11 protein-coding genes and 2 tRNA genes are annotated in these 16477 nt (G+C 70.7%); 7 read left to right on the plus strand and 6 right to left on the minus strand.

Going from position 1 to position 16477, the window contains the following annotated elements:
* Positions 1-3: 3 nt before the first annotated feature.
* A complete protein-coding gene (locus EJC51_RS39170) occupies positions 4-2148 on the minus strand; it encodes an OmpL47-type beta-barrel domain-containing protein (RefSeq protein WP_126277306.1) in 2145 nt (714 codons plus the stop codon).
* A 44-nt stretch (positions 2149-2192) separates the two neighbouring features.
* Complete coding sequence (locus EJC51_RS39175) at positions 2193-4673, minus strand: ThuA domain-containing protein (RefSeq protein WP_244363050.1); 2481 nt, start codon at positions 4671-4673, stop codon at positions 2193-2195.
* 189 nt (positions 4674-4862) lie between these two features.
* Between EJC51_RS39175 and EJC51_RS39180 the strand changes: the two genes are divergently transcribed.
* Together EJC51_RS39180 and EJC51_RS39190 are read left to right on the plus strand one after the other, a co-directional pair.
* A complete protein-coding gene (locus tag EJC51_RS39180; protein WP_126275416.1) occupies positions 4863-5843 on the plus strand; it encodes a multicopper oxidase domain-containing protein in 981 nt (326 codons plus the stop codon).
* Positions 5844-6856: 1013 nt separating this feature from the next.
* Positions 6857-7870, plus strand: coding sequence for a LacI family DNA-binding transcriptional regulator (locus EJC51_RS39190; RefSeq protein ID WP_126275417.1), 1014 nt, complete (start codon positions 6857-6859; stop codon positions 7868-7870).
* A gap of 60 nt (positions 7871-7930) precedes the next feature.
* Here EJC51_RS39190 and EJC51_RS47980 read toward each other — a convergent pair whose 3' ends face one another.
* Positions 7931-8104: a hypothetical protein gene (locus EJC51_RS47980; protein WP_166682947.1), complete on the minus strand. Its 174-nt coding sequence runs from the start codon at positions 8102-8104 to the stop codon at positions 7931-7933.
* A gap of 40 nt (positions 8105-8144) precedes the next feature.
* Entirely contained in the window at positions 8145-8936 is a 792-nt protein-coding gene (locus EJC51_RS39195) for a VOC family protein (RefSeq protein ID WP_126275418.1), read from the minus strand.
* 198 nt (positions 8937-9134) lie between these two features.
* Between EJC51_RS39195 and EJC51_RS39200 the strand changes: the two genes are divergently transcribed.
* A complete protein-coding gene (locus tag EJC51_RS39200; protein ID WP_179143289.1) occupies positions 9135-9380 on the plus strand; it encodes a WhiB family transcriptional regulator in 246 nt (81 codons plus the stop codon).
* 18 nt (positions 9381-9398) lie between these two features.
* Here EJC51_RS39200 and EJC51_RS39205 read toward each other — a convergent pair whose 3' ends face one another.
* Positions 9399-11870 carry a prenyltransferase/squalene oxidase repeat-containing protein gene (locus EJC51_RS39205; protein ID WP_126275419.1) on the minus strand — a complete coding sequence of 824 codons (2472 nt, stop codon included), beginning with the start codon at positions 11868-11870 and terminating at the stop codon, positions 9399-9401.
* A 97-nt stretch (positions 11871-11967) separates the two neighbouring features.
* Here EJC51_RS39205 and EJC51_RS39210 point away from each other — a divergent pair.
* The 4 genes from EJC51_RS39210 (at position 11968) to EJC51_RS39225 (ending at position 14654) form a co-directional block, all read left to right on the plus strand.
* Positions 11968-12039, plus strand: a tRNA-Arg gene (locus tag EJC51_RS39210).
* 11 nt (positions 12040-12050) lie between these two features.
* Positions 12051-12122: transfer RNA gene (locus EJC51_RS39215), tRNA-Glu, on the plus strand.
* A 31-nt stretch (positions 12123-12153) separates the two neighbouring features.
* Positions 12154-13482, plus strand: a complete 1329-nt coding sequence (locus EJC51_RS39220) for an SDR family NAD(P)-dependent oxidoreductase (RefSeq protein ID WP_126275420.1) — start codon at positions 12154-12156, stop codon at positions 13480-13482.
* Positions 13479-14654 carry a leucine-rich repeat domain-containing protein gene (locus EJC51_RS39225; RefSeq protein WP_126275421.1) on the plus strand — a complete coding sequence of 392 codons (1176 nt, stop codon included), beginning with the start codon at positions 13479-13481 and terminating at the stop codon, positions 14652-14654. Before EJC51_RS39220 ends, EJC51_RS39225 begins: the two co-directional genes overlap by 4 nt.
* A 3-nt stretch (positions 14655-14657) precedes the next feature.
* On the opposite strand, the gene EJC51_RS39230 is transcribed toward EJC51_RS39225, so the two are convergent.
* On the minus strand, positions 14658-16454 hold the full coding sequence (locus EJC51_RS39230) for an AAA family ATPase (protein ID WP_126275422.1): 1797 nt from the start codon (positions 16452-16454) through the stop codon (positions 14658-14660).
* Positions 16455-16477: the final 23 nt, after the last annotated feature.

Here is a 16477-nt window from a genome sequence, read left to right on the forward strand (position 1 = left end):
GGACTACAACTCCTTGATCCGCACGTCCCGGTAGGAGATGACGTCCGTCGTGCCGTGCACCTGGAGTCCGACGTAGCCGGAGGCGAACCGCCTGCCGTCCGTGCCCGGGTCGTCCGAGCGGGGCGGGACGAAGTCCTGGCCGCCGGTGTTGTCGAACTCGTTGATGAGCACGCCGTTGCGGTAGACCGAGTAGTGCTGGTCGACCACCCGGATCTCGTAGTCGTTCCAGGTGCCCTTCTGCGTCACGCCCGCGCCGGCCAGACCCACGCGGTCGAACCCGTAGATCGACCCGGTCTTGTACATGTCGCCGTCGGGCCGGTCCAGGACCTGCACCTCGTGGCCGTACTTGATGGCGACCCACTCCGGGCGGGACTCCTCGGGGTGGTCGTGGACCCACGGGAAGCGCACGAACACACCGGCGTTGGCGTTCCCGGTGCCGGGTGCGTCGTCGCGCCACTGGAGGCGGAGCGAGAAGTCGCCGTACTTGCGCTCGGGGAACCACAGCATGCCGAGCCCGCCCTTGGTGGTCCCGGACGTGATGGACCCGTCGGCGTTCAGCCCGAACGAACCCCCGCCCACCTGCTGCCACTTGGCGAACGACGCGGGGCTGCCGTCGAGGATCTTCCGGTAGCCCTCGGTCTGCCCGGGCCTGCCGATCCCCGACTGACGGGCGGCCTTCTGGACGGCGTTGTACTCGCGCTGGTCGACGACGCCTTCCTTGAGGAGCTTGTCCAGGACGGTCTTCACGTGCTTGAGGAACAGCGCGTGGGACGTCCACTCCTTCTCGTCCTCGATCAACTCGTTGATCCGGCACCGGTTGTTGGTCAGCCGGTTCGGCACCCCCGAGTCGACGTCACCGACGATCACCGTCAACCGCTCGTCGAACTCCGGGCAGTTGGGCGCCGGTACCTGGCTCGACACCACCGTGAAGGTCACGGTACGCGCCGCGGCGGTGTTGCCCGCCTTGTCGGTGGCCCGGTAGGCGAGGGTGTGGGTGCCCGCGCGATCCACGACGACCGGGGCGGTGTACGCGAGATACGGCCCGCCGTCGATCGAGTACTCGACCCGGTCGACGCCCGAACCTCCCTCGTCCGTCGCGCTCACGGTCACCTTGGCATTGCCGATGTAGGCCCCGTCCGAGTTCTTCGTGCCCTCGACGGTCACACCCGTCACCGGCGGTGTGGTGTCCGGCGTGGGCGTCGCGACGACCTTGAACTGGACGCTCTTCTCGGCGGCGACGTTGCCCGCCTTGTCGGTGGCCCGGTAGCGCACGCTGTGGGTGCCGAGCTGGTGCACCATCACGGGCGCGGTGTACGCCTGCCAGGTTCCGCTGTCGACGGCGTACTCGATGCTGTTGACCCCGGAGCCGGTGTCGGAGGCCGACACGGTCACCGTCGCCATGTCGAAGTAGGCCCCGTCGGCGTCCTGTTCACCGGTCACCGTCGCCGAGGTGTCCGGCGGGGTGGTGTCGTCGGAGGCCGGGGGCACCACCGTGAACTCGACGCTCTTCTCCGCGGAGACGTTCCCCGCCTTGTCGAGCGCCCGGTAACGGATCGTGTGACTGCCGACCTGGTCGACGACGACCGGCGTGGTGTACGGCAGCCAGTCGCCGGAGTCGCCGATCGCGTACTGGACGCTGTCGACCCCGGAGCCGCCCTCGTCCGTGGCGCTGATGGCCACGCTCGCCGAACCGACGTACTCGCCTTGGGCGTTCTGCGCCCCGGTGACCTGCGCGGACGTCTGCGGCGGCGTGGTGTCCGAACCGCCGCCCTCCGTCACCACGAGGATGCCCTGCATCGAGCCGTGGCCCGGGATCGTGCAGTGGTAGAAGTAGCGGCCCGGGGTGAGCGTGACCTCGGCGGTGTGCCGGCCGCCCATGTCGTCGTTCGGGTTGGCCAGGATGTTGAGCTGGACGTCGCTGTTGAACTCGGGATCGCTCGTCACGAAGGTCAACGTGTGCGGCATGCCGGTGGTGTTGCCGGTGGCCGCGCTGTTCTCGAAGACGATCGTGGCTTGACCGGCCACCGCGGTCGTCGGCGCCGAGGTGTACTTGGTGATGTCGTCGCCGGCGGTCCAGGTGAGGGTCTGGGCGGCGGCGGCCTGTTCGGGTTGTGCCGTGCTCGGTACGGCCTGGAGGCCGAGCAGCATCAGCACCGCCGCCAACAGGGCGGTGAGGACCCTTCGTTGCCGTGTCACTGCGCTGCCCCCCTCGCCAGCTGGTCGGCGGCGGGCGTCGGGCCACCGCCCGTGTAGGTGACCCGCCACAGCGCCGACTTGGCGTCCGAGGTGAAGAACCCGCGGCCGTAGTCGAGGACGTAGAGCGAGCCGTCCGGACCGAACTTCCAGTCCATGAGGTTCTTGATGCCGTCGTTGCCGATCGGGACGATCTTCTTCAACGACTCGGAGTGCACGGGCAGTCCACCCTCACCATGGTTCTTCGGGTCGGTGATGACGGCGTTGCGCGGCTGGTCGGCGTCGTAGAAGTCGCCGACGAACCACTTGCCGTCCCAGTACGAGGGCCATTTGACCGTGCTGGCGCTCGTGGCGTCGTAGCGGTAGACGGGCCCGTTCATCGCGGCCTGCCCGCCGCCCTTGAGCCAGGGCAGCAGATACGTGGACTCCTCCTGCTTGTACGACGGGATGCCGTTCGCGTCACGGGGGAAGTCCGGGGCGCCGCCCTGGGGCGAGTACCAGATGTTGTTGCCGGTGACCGGCGGGAGGTTGACGAGGCCGTCGTTGTTCGGGGACTCGTTCTTCGGGTGGTCGCAGTCGTACCAGCCCAGCGGCTTCGTCGGGTCGGGGAGGTTGCGGTCGCGGTAGGGCTGCTTGTTGCCCATGCAGTACGGCCAACCCCGGTTGCTCGCCTTGGTGATGACGGCGAACGTGTCGTACTTCGCCGGGCCCCAGGTGGTGGAGGGCGCCGAGGCGTCCGGGCCGACCCAGCCGGCGTAGAGGATGTCGGTCTTCTTGTCGACGAAGATGCGGGCGGGGTTCCTGACACCCATCACATAGATCTCGCCGCGTGTCTTGCCGCCGCCCTCGTCGGTCTCCTGCCCGGTGAAGAGGTTCCCGGCGGGCAGGGTGTACGTCCCGTCGGCCTCCGGGTGGATGCGCAGGATCTTGCCGTTGAGGTTGTGGGTGTTGCCGGCGGTGCGGCGCGCGTCGGCGAAGGAGACGCCCTTGTAGTTCGGCTCCGGGTTGTTGCCCGAGTAACCGTCGCTGAAGCGGCTGGAGTTGTTGTCGCCGGTCGCGATGTACAGGTTGCCCTTGGAGTCCCAGGTCATCCCGCCGCCCGCGTGGCAGCAACTGTGGATCTGCACCGGCCACTTGAGCAGCACCTTCTCGCTGCCCAGGTCCAGCTTGTTCGTGGCGAGGTCGAGGGTGAAGCGGGAGACGCGCCGCTCGGCCATCCTGGTCTCGCGGTTGATCTGGGAGTGCGGGGTGTAGTGCAGATACACCCACCCGTTCTCCTCGAACCGCGGGTCGAGTTCGATGCCGAGGAGCCCCTCCTCGACCTTCACCAGTTCGTCGCCGCCGCCCTTGTTGCCGAAGACGGTCAGGGCGCCCGCGAGGGTCACCTTCTTGGTCCTCGGGTCGTAGACGTGGATCTCGCCCTTGCCCTTGCCGATGTCGGGGTTGTTCCAGTCGGTGACCACCGGCTGGGAGGAGTCGGCGCCGCCCCGGCCGATGTAGAGCACGCGTCCGTCCGGTGCGGTGACCAGGCCGTGCGGCTCGCCGATCTGGTCGTTCTGGCCCGGCTGGTTGGGCTGGGTGAGGCGCTCGGCCTTGTAGTTGCCGGTGATGGTGGCCTTGCAGTCGGCCCGCACCAGCCGCGTCGTCCACAGCAGCGCGCCGCGCAGATGAGCCCGGAAGTCGGTCTCGTCGTAGGAGGAGACGGTGCCGCCCATGCCGGTGTAGAAGGAACGCCCGCCGTCGTAGTCACGGCACCAACTGACCGGGTGGTCCCAGCCGTTCTTCCCGTCGCCGGGCTGATAGGTCGACTCGCGCACGCGGGCCACGGTGTGCACGGAACCCGAGGGGTTCTTGGCCCAGTTGAACCACTGATCGGGCCGTTTCCACTGCACGGGCAGATCCCTGGTGGCCGGATGCTGTCGATCACCGACTTCCACCACGGCCCGTTGTACGGCGGTCGGGCTGGAAGCGGCTGGGCGGGCCCCGACGAGCCCGGTGAACCAGTCCGAGTACGGCTCGGCGCGCGCGGCGTCATGGATGCCGACGAACCCGCCGCCCGCCTCCATATAGGCCTCGAGTCCCGCCTCCTGCTCGGGATCGAGGATGTCGCCGCCCCCGGTGAGGAAGACGATCGCGTTGTAACGCCCCAGCTCGGTCTCGTCGGTGAACACCGAGGCGTCGTCCGTGGCGACGGTCCTGAACCGCTGGTCGGCCGGGCCGGACAGTCCGATCTTCTCGATCGCCTCGATCCCGGCGTTCACCACCGGCGACTCCTCGCCGGCCGCGGCGGACCCGTAGAAGAGCAGCACCCGTACATTCGCGCCGCCCGGCGGCGACTTGACGGACATCGTTGTCAGCGGTGGTTCGGGCGCCGGGCGCGCGGTGGCGGCGGGACCGGACAGCAGCCCGGCCACGACGACCCCGGCGGTCACGCCCGCCACACCGATCCGTCTTCTCGTGCTCAACCCTCGTAAGTGCATGGGCACCTCCTCGGTCACAGCGACAGCGCCAAGGAAGCTAGACGTCTTTGCGCACCTCGCCAATACCTATGACCGAGTTGGGGTCAACTTTGTCCTGAGTGTGGATAAACAGCGGAACGGCCGGTACCGTCTCACAGGTTCATCACAGGTACGTCTCTGCAAATTCCTTACCAGGCTGGGGAGTTCCGCATGGACAGACGCGGGTTCAATCGGAGGATGCTGCTGGGCGGCGCGGCGGTGGTGGGCGCCGGAACCGTCGCGACATCGTTGTCGGTCGCACCGGAGGCCGCGAGCGCCGACACACCGGCGAGGACGGCTCCGGCGGGCGGCGAGGTCCGGCACATCAAGCTGTACGCCGAGAAGCTCGCCGACGGGCAGATGGGCTACGGCTTCGCGAAGAGCAAGGCGACGATCCCGGGCCCGCTGATCGAGCTCAACGAGGGCGACACGCTGCACATCGAGTTCGAGAACACGATGGACGTGGCGGCGAGCCTCCACGTGCACGGCCTGGACTACGAAATCTCCAGCGACGGCACGAAGTTGAACAAGAGCGACGTCGAACCGGGCAGCACCCGCACCTACACCTGGCGCACGCACGCCCCCGGCCGCCGCAAGGACGGCACCTGGCGGGCGGGCAGCGCGGGTTACTGGCACTACCACGACCACGTGGTCGGCACGGAACACGGCACGGGTGGCATCCGCAAAGGCCTGTACGGCCCGGTGATCGTCCGCCGCAAGGGCGACGTCCTCCCGGACGCGACCCACGCGATCGTCTTCAACGACATGCTCATCAACAACGGGCCCGCCCACTCGGGCCCCGACTTCGAGGCGACGGTGGGCGATCGGGTCGAGTTCGTGATGATCACGCACGGCGAGTACTACCACACCTTCCACCTGCACGGTCACCGCTGGGCGGACAACCGCACCGGCACCCTCACCGGCCCCGACGACCCGAGCCAGGTCATCGACAACAAGATCGTGGGCCCGGCGGACTCCTTCGGCTTCCAGGTGATCGCGGGGGAGGGCGTCGGAGCGGGCGCGTGGATGTACCACTGCCATGTCCAGAGCCATTCGGACATGGGGATGGTGGGGCTGTTCCTGGTGAAGAAGACGGACGGGACGATTCCTGGGTATGAGCCGCACGAGCACAGCGACGGGCACGCGCATTGAGGAGGCGAGGGGGCAACTGAGGTCGTACAGGGCCCAGTCGATGCCGGGCTCCTCCTGTACGTAAAGGCGGGGACCGCGACAGACGACCCGCCGGCGACCCGATCGCGCGCCGTCGGCGCGGAGCAGCCGGGTCTCCTCGACGGGCTCGACCGCCGAGTCGGTGAGGGTGCCGAGGAGGAGCCGGTCGTGCTCGTCGCCGTACCCGCCGTAGAGCGCGACACGAGGCCCGTGGACCATCACCCCCTTCGCGCCCCGGACGGGCGTGGTGCGGATGCTCGCCCGGCGTCTGTTCCGGATCTCCAGGAGCGGGAAGTCCGTGTAGGGGTACGCCCAGGTGCAGCGGCGGTCGACGTTCAGGGCGTAGCAGTCCAGGAACCATCCGGCCTCCGAGGGCTGGTGGTACTCCCACAGCGGTTCCCCGGTACGGCTCCAGCACCGCAGCCCCGGATCGCAGAGCGGGTCGCTGCCGACGCCCTCGTCGAAGTAGCCCACCCACAGGTCGCCGGACTCGTCGGTCAGCAGGTGCTCGATGGCGTCGCCGACATCGAAGCCGTGTGACGATCGTCCTGACGAGTCGAACACCTGTATCTGCTCGACCCCGTCCTGCCGGCGGGCGTCGGCCACCACGAAACCGCCGTCAGGCAGTGCGTCCACCCGCGGGAAGCGGGCGGGAACGGACCGCAGACGGGTCGTACGGTCGCGCCCGCCCTCGACCGTGACGAGCAGGGCGTCGTACGCATCGCCCCGCCGCGCCGAGTCGCGCAGCAGCCAGTGCGCCCGCCCGAACGCGTCGACGGTGCTGTGCAGCACGTCCCGGCCCTGGTACGCGCTGGGCAGCCGGGCGTACGACGTGAGGCGGGGCTCAGCGGCCATGGGCTCTTCTCGAAGTCATACGGTGATCCTCTTGCTGTCACGCGCGCCGCCGCAACCACCTTTCCGCCCTCCCGAGAGCGCTCTCACTCCCGCCCCCGACCAGGGCTATCCTGGGCCGCAACCAGGAGGAGGGCCCCGAAGTGAGTGAGACAGCGCCGCGTCCCACGCTGGAGGCCGTGGCCGCGCGGGCCGGGGTCTCGCGGGCCACCGTGTCCCGGGTGGTGAACGGTGGCGACGGGGTCAGGGAGCCGCTCGTCGAGCGGGTGCGGCGAGCAGTGGAGGAGTTGGGGTACGTTCCCAACCAGGCCGCCCGCAGCCTTGTGACGCGACGGCACGACGCCATCGCCGTCGTCGTCGCCGAACCGGAGACCCGGGTCTTCGCCGACCCCTTCTTCGCGCTGCAACTCCGCGGCATCAGCAAGGAGTTGACGGCCCACGACAACCAACTCGTCCTGCTGCTCACCGAGGGCCGGGACGACCACGCCCGCGTCGGCCGCTATCTCGCCGGCGGCCATGTCGACGGAGCGCTCGTCTTCTCGCTCCACCTCGACGACCCGCTGCCCGGTCTGATCCAACGGGCCGGAATCCCGACCGTGTTCGGCGGCCGGCCCGGCTGGCGCGACGGCACGGGGGAGGAGGTGGTGTACGTCGACAGCGACAACCGCGGCGGCGCCCGGGACGCCGTACGGCATCTCGTCGGCCTCGGCCGCAGCCGGGTCGCCCACATCACCGGCGCCCTCGACCAGACGTCGGCGGTGGACCGGCTGGAGGGCTTCCGGGACGTCGTGGGAGACGTCGACGCGCGGCTCGTCGTCGAGGGTGACTTCACACCGGCCGGCGGGGAGCGGGCGATGCGTGAGCTCCTCGACCGCTGCCCGGACGTCGACGCCGTGTTCGCCGCGAACGACCTGACCGCGTCCGGGGCCCTGCGCGTCCTGCGCGAGCACGGCCGGCGCGTCCCCGACGACGTCGCCGTCATCGGCTTCGACGACATGCTGCCGATCGCGGAACAGACCGACCCGCCCCTCACGACGATCCGCCAGGACATCGAGGAGATGGGCCGGTTGATGGCCCGCCTGCTGCTGAAGGGCTCCGGGGACGCGATGTCCGGGGTGGTGCTGCCCACGACGTTGGTGCGGCGGGCGTCCGCCTAGACGCGAGCGGGGGGTGAAGCTGTCCGCGGTCCTGCCGGGCAGCTCGGAGGCGGAGGGCTTTCAGCCCCGCTCGCCCACCCGCCGCATCCGGTGAGCCACCTCGGCGGCCACTTCGTCCTCGACCGCCTCCAGAGCGGCCCCCGCCCCGTGCTCCGCCATGAATGCTGTCCACGCGCGCACCAGGGCCGCAGGCTCGTCGGTGTGCGGGGCGAACATCCCGACAGGCCAGGCCACGCCAGGCGCCCGCGGTCGCCTCCCCGCGGGCCCCGCCAGGTCAGCCCTGTGCCGGTGCGCTCCTGATCACCGCGAAGCGGGCCCCGTACGGATCGGCCAGTCGCGCGACCCGGCCCACCCCCGGGATGTCGGTCGCCGGCATCCGGACCCGGCCGCCCCCTTCCTCCGCCTTGGACACCACCGCGTCCACGTCCGTGACCTCGAAGTACGGCAGCCAGTAGGGGGCGCCCTCCGCCTCCGTGGGGGCCTCGGCGAGCGGGATGATGCCGCCGAACATGGCGTCCTCGGAGGTGCCGGCCGGGTTGATCGTCGTGTACGTGCCGCCCGGGAAGTCGACGCCGTACGTCTCCAGGCCGAGCACCGCGTTGTAGAACCACGCGGCCATCGGCTGGTCCGCCGTGTACAGCTCGACCCAGCACAGCGAGCCGGGCTCCTGGGTCACGTCCAGCCCCTTGAGGCGGCCGGGCTGCCAGATGCCGAAGGGAACGCCCGCCTTGTCGGCGAGGATCGCCATCCGGCCCTGGTCCATCACGTCCATGGGCTGCATCAGCACCTTGCCGTGCGCCTGCTCGGCGGCCTTCGCCGTGGCGTCCGCGTCGGGCGTCTGGAAGTACACCGTCCAGGACGGCGGGCCGTCCTCCGCGGAGGTCTGCATACCGCCGGCGGCCGTCCTCCCGTCCAGCTGGAAGAAGCCGTAGCCGCCGGATTCGGGCGGCCCGGGCTCGAAGCGCCAGCCGAAGAGCGCTCCGTAGAAGGAAGCGGCGCCGTCGATGTCGGGGGTGCCGAGATCGACCCAGTTCGGTGCGCCGGTGACATAACGGGTGGTGAGCATCCTTGCCCTCCTCCGGGGGGTCACGTTCCACTGCACTGCCGAGTCTTGCACCGCCCACCGACAATCGCCCCGCAATACCGCGCGCCGCCGTGCGCCACGGACCGCGGCGGAGCAGGATCGGGGCGGCCGGAGGCCCGGGAGCGCGGCGTTGATCCCGCGTTGATCGAACGTTTTGCGCCGCCCGGCACGATCCTGCACATGCTCATCGAGACGATCACGCCACCCGACCTGGACTGGCAGGACGAGGCACTGTGCGCGCAGACCGGCGGGGACTTCTTCTTCCCCGAGCCGGGCAGCTCCGTACGGGAGGCGAAGCGGATCTGCGGTCTGTGCCCGATCCGCTCCGCCTGTCTGGAGTTCGCCCTCGACAACGACGAGCGCTTCGGCGTGTGGGGCGGCCTGTCGGAGAAAGAGCGGCTGGAGATCCGGCGCACGTCCCGCTGAGCACGGCGTAGACTCGGATCACCCGTACGTCACGCTGAACCGCCGCGTCCCCGCCGGCACCTCTACGTCCTGGCCCGTCCGGCCGAGCTCCTGCCCGTCCGCCGCCACCGACCGCACCTCGCCGAAGCGGCACGGGTAGACGAACCTCACCTCCTCCGGCGCCTGTGTGATGTCCACCGTCACCCTCCGCTCCGCCGGGTCGTGCGCGAGCCGGTAGCCGAAGGGCGAGCCGAAGAGCGTCGGTGCCGCGTCCACGGTCACCGGTTCATCCCCGGGCACCCAGTGCGGCCGTATCCCCGGAGCGATGTACAGGTGTGGGTCGTGGTCCTCGTCGGCCTCGAAGAAGAGGATGTCGCGGATCAGCAGCAGATACTCGGCGGCCGCCCAGCCGTGCGGGATGTCACCCATGTACCAGCGGCTGTACGGGACTTCGCGGAAGTCGGACGCGATCGGGAACGCGTGCTGCTCGTTCCACGCGCCCAGCGCCACCGCGCGCTCCGCCACGCTCGGGAACCCCGCCGCGACCGTCCAGCCGAGCAGCGCGTCCATCCGCTCCGGGTCCCCGGCGAGCAGGTAGGCGTGCGCCAACTGCAGGGTCAGATAGGGCCCGTACGCCTGCCAGGCGGCCTCGTGCCGGTAGCCGCCGGTGACGAAGTGCGCGTACATGGTGTCGAGCGTGCAGCGGGCGGCCCCGTCGATGTCGTCGCCCAGCTTGCTGCCCATGTGCAGGCGCAGCGGGTGGAAGTACGCGGCCGCCCCGATCATCGTCGAGTCGAGGCGTCCGACGTCGCCGGGCCCCGTCGGGATGTACGTCTCCCAGGCGCCACGGCGACGCTGCTCGCCCAGTACCCAGCGGATCGAGTCGCCCGTGGCCCGCTTCAAGTCGTCGAAGACGGACCAGAGTTCGCCGACCTCCGGCGCCCCGATCCGCTCGGCGAGACGTGCGGCCTCGTAGAGCCCGGCGAGCGCCCAGAAGTCGTCCCAGTAGTGCGGCTTGTCGCGCTCACCGAGGTGCTCGGCACTCCACCCGCTGTGCAGCAGACCGTACTGGTCGCGGTTGTCGCGCAGCCAGCGTGCCGCGTCCCGCACATAGGGGACGTACAACTTGGCGCCGAAGGCCGTCTGTCGCCCGATCGTGCGGTCGAAACGGCCGATCGCCCACAGCGCTTGGCCGTTGCTGTCCCACTCGCGGTCCTCCTTCTCGTGCGGGCCGCCGTAGAAGCCGTACTCGGCACATGGCCCGATCCGGCCCGTGCCGAGGTTGAACTTCAGTGGGTAGTGCGTGCCCAACTGCCGTTCGACCAGGGCGGAGTCGCCGACCAGCGCGCAGGCCGTCGCCTCGACGGAGGAGTCCCTGATCCAGAAGGAGTCGTAGACCGTGGGGCCCGGGTGGATCTCGCCGTGGTCGGAGAGGACGAGGAGCTGGGTACGGGCCTGCCGGAACAGGTCCGTGAGGTGGGCCACCGGGTGTGGCAGGCCCGGCTGCACGCCCTGTCCGAGGATCTTCGACGTCCAGAACTCCCGGTTGGCGGCCTCCAGTTCGGCGACCGGCGTGCCCCGCACTTCCGCGAGGTCGGCCGCGCCGCTGAACAGGTCGACGGGCAGTCGTACGTCGATCTCGAAGACCTCGCTGTCCGCCACCCGGAACGGCCAGGCGAACACCGCGCTGCACAATCCCGCCACCTGGTCCTGCGCCTCCAGGGCGCCGTTGAGCTTGCCGCCGACGACCAGGTCGTGGAACGGGCTGCGGGTGAGATAGCCGTCCGGGTCGAAGGAGAAGTCCGGGTTGCCGTAGACCCCGTACTGCTCGGGCGCGGTGTCGAAGACCGGACCCCAGCCCGAGTTGGTCTCCACCCGCTGTTCGTCCGGCAGATGACGCAGATACGTCAGCCGCCGGTCGGTGATCTGGCGGCCGTTGCGGTCGTGCCGCTGGAAGCCGCTCGGCCCGGCCGGCAGCACGGCCGCGCACAACAGGCCCTCGCGCGGCTGCCCGGTGGGACTGCCGACGGTCACCCGGGTGACCACGAGGTCCCGTTGGTTCGCGCCGACCGTCGTCGCGAAGGTGCGCTGCACGAACTCCACGTCGTCCGGCGTACGGAACGTCGTCAGGACCACCGGCAGATGCGGTGCCTCCATCCGCTGCTCCACCCTTCCCCCGTCCGGGAGTTGGGGCAGCCGCAGGGCACCCGTCGCCGGGTCGTGCAGGAAGAAACAGAGGCTGTACTTGTCGTAGACGGGCTCGATCTCGCCCGCCTGCCCGATCAGTGACTCCTGGCGATGGTCCTTCACACCGACCATGTGCCAGTACCGGTACAGGGCGTTGGACGCGAAGGCCGCCTCCTTCGAGTCGTACGTGCCGGAGTCGAAGTCGTCGCTCCAGCGCCGGAAGGCCTGCTGCGCCCACCAGGGAACGGGATACGGGACCCGGTCCCGACCCGCCCAGCCGCGCCACATGACCTCGTAGAACATCCACTCATGGGTCTGGGCCATGGTGTGTCACCCCCTGCGGGCACCGTTGCACCGCGCGGGCCTCCCGTAAATCCGTGCGACCGGCCGATCGGAGGGCGGCTAAGATCCGGGGGCGCACCCGGACGTAGCGCAGAGGCAGACGCACCGCCGTGCGCAGGCGAACACGCCGGTTCGAATCCGGCCGTCCGGATGCGTGCGTGGGGTCCCGTAGAGCAGAGGCAGACTCGCCGCCCTCTCAAGGCGGATACGCCGGTTCGAATCCGGTCGGGACCACGGTACGGCGAACACGGGGCGGGGACGGCACATGGGCGAGGCGATCAGCGAGGCGGAACTGGCCGCCTTCCACCAGGTCGTGGGCAAGCTGCGCGCCCTGCCCGTCGACGACCCGGTGCGGCTGCGCGCCGAGCAGGTCGCCGCCTCCTTCGCTCGCGACGGACGCCTCCGCCGCCGTAGGACACGGGGTGCCGAGGTGTCGGCCGCCGACGCGGCGGCGATGGCCGCGACCGCGACCGGCGCCCCGGAGCGCCGCGAGGACGCCCCACTGGCCCGGCCGGGCACCGCGGGCGTCTTCCGCAAGCCCCGTACCTGCTATGTCTGCAAGTCGCCCTATCGAGAGGTCGACTCCTTCTATCACCGGCTCTGCCCGTCGTGTGCCGCCGACAACACCGCCCGCCGCGCCCTGAGCACCGACCTCAGCGGGCGCCGCGCGCTGCTCACCGGCGGCCGCGTGAAGATCGGCTTCCAACTGGCCCTGATGATGCTGCGGGACGGCGCCGAGCTGCTGGTCACCTCCCGCTTCCCGCACGACACCCTGCGCCGCTTCCGGGCCGAGCCGGGCAGCCCGAAGTGGCTCGACCGGCTGACCGTCCTCGCCGTCGACCTCCGCGACCCCCGCCAAGTGCTGGGCCTGTGCGAGGAGTTGCGGGAGGAGGGCCGGCCGCTGGACATCCTCGTCAACAACGCCGCCCAGACGGTCCGCAGGCCGCCGCAGTCGTACGCGCTGCTCGCCGCCGGGGAGTACGACGCCCTGCCCGAAGGGGCCCGGCAGGCACCCGGGTTCACGCCGATGCGGATGCTGGAGAGCGGTGCCGCGTCCCTGCCCGTCGCCCTGCGCGAGGCCGACGAGGCCGGGCTGCTGCCCGACCCGGCCCCGGAGAACTCCTGGTCGGCCCGGCTCGGCGCGCTCGACCCGGCGGAGGTGCTGGAGACCCAGCTCGTCAACGCCCTCGCCCCGGCCCTGCTGTGCGACCGGCTGCTGCCGCTGCTGCTGGCCTCGCCGCAGCCGCGCCGGTACGTGGTCAACGTGACCGCCGTCGAGGGCCGCTTCGCCGTCCGCAACAAGATGGCGGGCCACCCGCACACCAACATGGCCAAGGCCGCCCTCAACATGCTCACCCGCACCAGCGCCGCCGAACTCGCCGACCAGGGCGTGCACATGTGCGCCGTCGACACCGGCTGGATCACCGACGAGAACCCGGCACCGAAGAAGGCACGCATGGCACAGGCCGGGTTCCGGACGCCGCTGGACATCGTGGACGGGGCGGCGCGGGTGTACGACCCGATCGTGCGCGGGGAGGCGGGGGAGCCCCTGTCCGGGGTGTTCCTCAAGGACTACCAGGAGGCGGAGTGGTGACGGAGGAGACGAGCGGTTTCGCCGGAGTGCCGTCCGTCGTACCGCGCCCGGCCGCCGAACTCGCCCCGCTGCTGGACTGGTTGAGGGCCGGGCGCCCCGCCGGGGAACGGCTGGACTTCCCGGCCGGTACGGCCCTGCCGGACGGGCGCCTCGACCTGTGCAAGCAGGAACTCGGCGCCGAGGGGGCGTCCTTGGTCGCGGAGGCGCTGGGACAGGGCCCGACTCCGGTACGGCATCTGCTGCTCGGCACCGACGGGCTGGGCGACGCCGGGGCCGAGATGGTGGCCGGAGCGAGTGCCGAGGTCGAGACGCTCTACCTCGGCTGCAACGGGATCACGGCGGGCGGCGCCTGCCGGATCGCCGACCAGCTGCGCGCCTCGCCGCAGGTCGTCACCGGGGTGTGGCTCAAACGCAACCCGCTGGGCTCCGGCGGAGGCCGCGCCGCGGCCGAACTCGTCGAGTCGGCACGGTCGTTGCGCACCCTCGACCTCGTCCAGACCGGCCTCGACGCCAGCGGCGCCCTGGTCCTCGCCGACGCCCTGCTCGCCGCCGCGGACAACGGTCGCCGCATCGAGCGCCTCTTCGTCGGCGGCAACCCGCTGGGCCAGGCGGGCGCGGAAACGCTCGGCGCGGTGGTCGCCGCCGGGGCGATCGACGAACTGTACGTGTCCGCCGCCCGGCTGGGGGATGCGGGCGCCGACCGGCTGGCCGACGCGCTGGAACGGGCGCCGTACGGGCGGCTCACCCGGCTCGCCGCCGCCAGCAACGGCATCGGACCGCGGGCCGCCGCCCGGCTGGTGACGGCAGCCAAGGCGGCCGGGCTCACCCTGCTGGACCTCGGCCGGGTGCGCGCGGCGGCGGTCCTCGGCGCGGCGGACAACCACATCGACCTGGCCGCCGCCGGCACCATCGCCGACACCCTGGCGGCCGAACGGCACCGCCTCACCCACCTCGTCCTCACCCACACCGGCATGCGCAGCCGTGAGGCCCACCGCCTCCTCGACACCGCGCCCCACGCCGTCACGGCCACCCGCTTCGTACTGGGACAGGGCATCGCGGCGAGCGTCAAACGGCGCCTGGAGGCGCACAGCGCGCACGTACCGCGACCGGCGGTCCCCGCCGACGTGGCCGCCGTCCGCAGTGTGCACCGCACGGCCCCGCCCGAGGCCTGACACCTACCGTCTCCGCAACCCCATGAAGACCTCCGTCCAGAACCGCTGCTGTTTCTCCGACGCCCCCACCAGATACGTCGCCCGCAGCTTGGCCGGCAGCAGCGCCACCAGCCGGGCCACCACCGCGCGGTGCTTCCTCAACTGCGACAGCTCCGCGTTGGCGAGGATCTGGTGCACCACGTCACTGTCGTTGCCGCCCTCCCCGGATTGCTCGGCGGCCCGCCGCAGCCTCGCCTCCCAGACGTCGGCGTCCCGGGCGAGCTCCCGCAGCCCGGTGACCTCGCGGCCCTTGAGGCGGTCGAGGAGCGCGGTGAGCGGCACCGGCGCGTACTCGCCGTCACCGAGATAGACCGTGCCCATCTCCAGCGGCAGCCCGCGCCGGTGCAGCTTGATGAGCCGCTCCAGGGTGCGCTTGGTGATCCAGGCGCGCCCGTCGTCGTCGATGTCGTGCTTCCACCACTCCAGGACCGTCTCGGCGTCCGCGCCGTAGCGGGCCAGCAACCACTCGTTGGCCGGGATGTCCTCCGGCGCCACCTCCAGGGAGGCCGTGAAACGCGTCGCCTGCGCGATGTTGTTCCGCGACACCAGCAGCTTGCGGCCCAGATGGTACGGCGGGTTCTGCACCGCGATCTGGGCGCGCAGGTTCTCGATCCGCCGCCCGGCCAGCGACCACTCCTGGGTGATCTCCATGAGCTTGGCGAACGCGGCCTTGTCCTTGGGCCGGTTGTACTCGTCCCACACGATCGCCTTCGGCTCGGGACCGGTGAAGTGCGCGGCGAGAAGGTTGTCGAGGGTGCCGTCCGCCGACGGGATCGGCGCGCACAGGTCCTCGACGTTCGTCACCGGCAGCGAGAAGTACAGCGGCTCCCGGCCCAGACCCGCCCGCACCGTCTCCCGCACCAGTTCCGTCTTGCCGCAGCCGGGCGGCCCCTGGAGCAGCACCGTCCAGCGGTTGCGCAGCGCCGCGCGCACGACCTGTCGTACCGGGTCGGGAATCGTGGACGGATTGGCCACGCCCACCGCCTCGGCGATCCGGTCCAGGATCTCCCGCGTCCGGTTCTGCCCGGGCTTTCCGTCCGGGCCCGGCTCGGCGAGGCGCAACCGGTCGCCGTCGACCAACGGCAGGCCCCAGCGCAGCGGGAAACCCTCCTTCGCGTTGGCGAGGACATGGTCGAGCGTGCGCGGGGACAGCAGCTCCCGCAGGGCGGGGGAGAGGGACGCCCACAGCGAGAACACCGGCCGCAGGTCCCACGGGCGGTACTTGGCCGCCAGATGCCGCCGCCACGACGTGTCGTTGGCCGTGATCCGCAGCGTGACCATACGGTCCAGGAGCGCCAGGTCACCGCGCCGGGACGACGTCTCCGACAGCGACTCGTTGTCCGTGAGGAAGACGCCGACGCAGCCGAGCGCCCGCAGATCGTGCTCACCCAGCGTCCAGTTGCAGGCGATCTGCATCAGCTGCGACTGGATGGTGTCGCCCGCCTGCAACGAGTCGTCGATGAGCAGCACGAACGGCGTGCCCGGCTTCAACTGGCTCATCACCAGCTGGCGCAGCACCAGTTCACCGGTGTGCGGATCGCGCACCGGAGCGTTGACGAGCAGGTCGTCCGGCGTCAGGTTCGCCGCCGGGACGTACACCAGGCTCGTGCCGGGGTGGGCGCGGCCGATGTGCGAGAAGAACGTCGCCGTCTTGCCGATGCCGTGCTCGCCGAAGATCTGCCCCGTCTGCCCCATGTCGATCATCGCGTCGATGAAGGACTCGAGCCGCGAGACGGTCAACTGCTGTGTGTCCGTGGTCATGTGCCGTGATCCTGTGAGGTTCT

Origin of the sequence: Streptomyces aquilus, from assembly GCF_003955715.1 — a bacterium.
Taxonomy (GTDB): domain Bacteria; phylum Actinomycetota; class Actinomycetes; order Streptomycetales; family Streptomycetaceae; genus Streptomyces; species Streptomyces aquilus.

What these genes read in the sequence shown, in the direction of transcription:
- EJC51_RS39180 (WP_126275416.1), top strand. Translation starts at nt 4,863, where the DNA reads ATGGACAGACGCGGGTTCAATCGGAGGATGCTGCTGGGCGGCGCGGCG.
- EJC51_RS39175 (WP_244363050.1), bottom strand. Translation starts at nt 4,673, where the DNA reads ATGCACTTACGAGGGTTGAGCACGAGAAGACGGATCGGTGTGGCGGGC.
- EJC51_RS39205 (WP_126275419.1), bottom strand. Translation starts at nt 11,870, where the DNA reads ATGGCCCAGACCCATGAGTGGATGTTCTACGAGGTCATGTGGCGCGGC.
- EJC51_RS39170 (WP_126277306.1), bottom strand. Translation starts at nt 2,148, where the DNA reads ATGCTGCTCGGCCTCCAGGCCGTACCGAGCACGGCACAACCCGAACAG.
- EJC51_RS39220 (WP_126275420.1), top strand. Translation starts at nt 12,154, where the DNA reads ATGGGCGAGGCGATCAGCGAGGCGGAACTGGCCGCCTTCCACCAGGTC.
- EJC51_RS39195 (WP_126275418.1), bottom strand. Translation starts at nt 8,936, where the DNA reads ATGCTCACCACCCGTTATGTCACCGGCGCACCGAACTGGGTCGATCTC.
- EJC51_RS39230 (WP_126275422.1), bottom strand. Translation starts at nt 16,454, where the DNA reads ATGACCACGGACACACAGCAGTTGACCGTCTCGCGGCTCGAGTCCTTC.
- EJC51_RS39200 (WP_179143289.1), top strand. Translation starts at nt 9,135, where the DNA reads ATGCTCATCGAGACGATCACGCCACCCGACCTGGACTGGCAGGACGAG.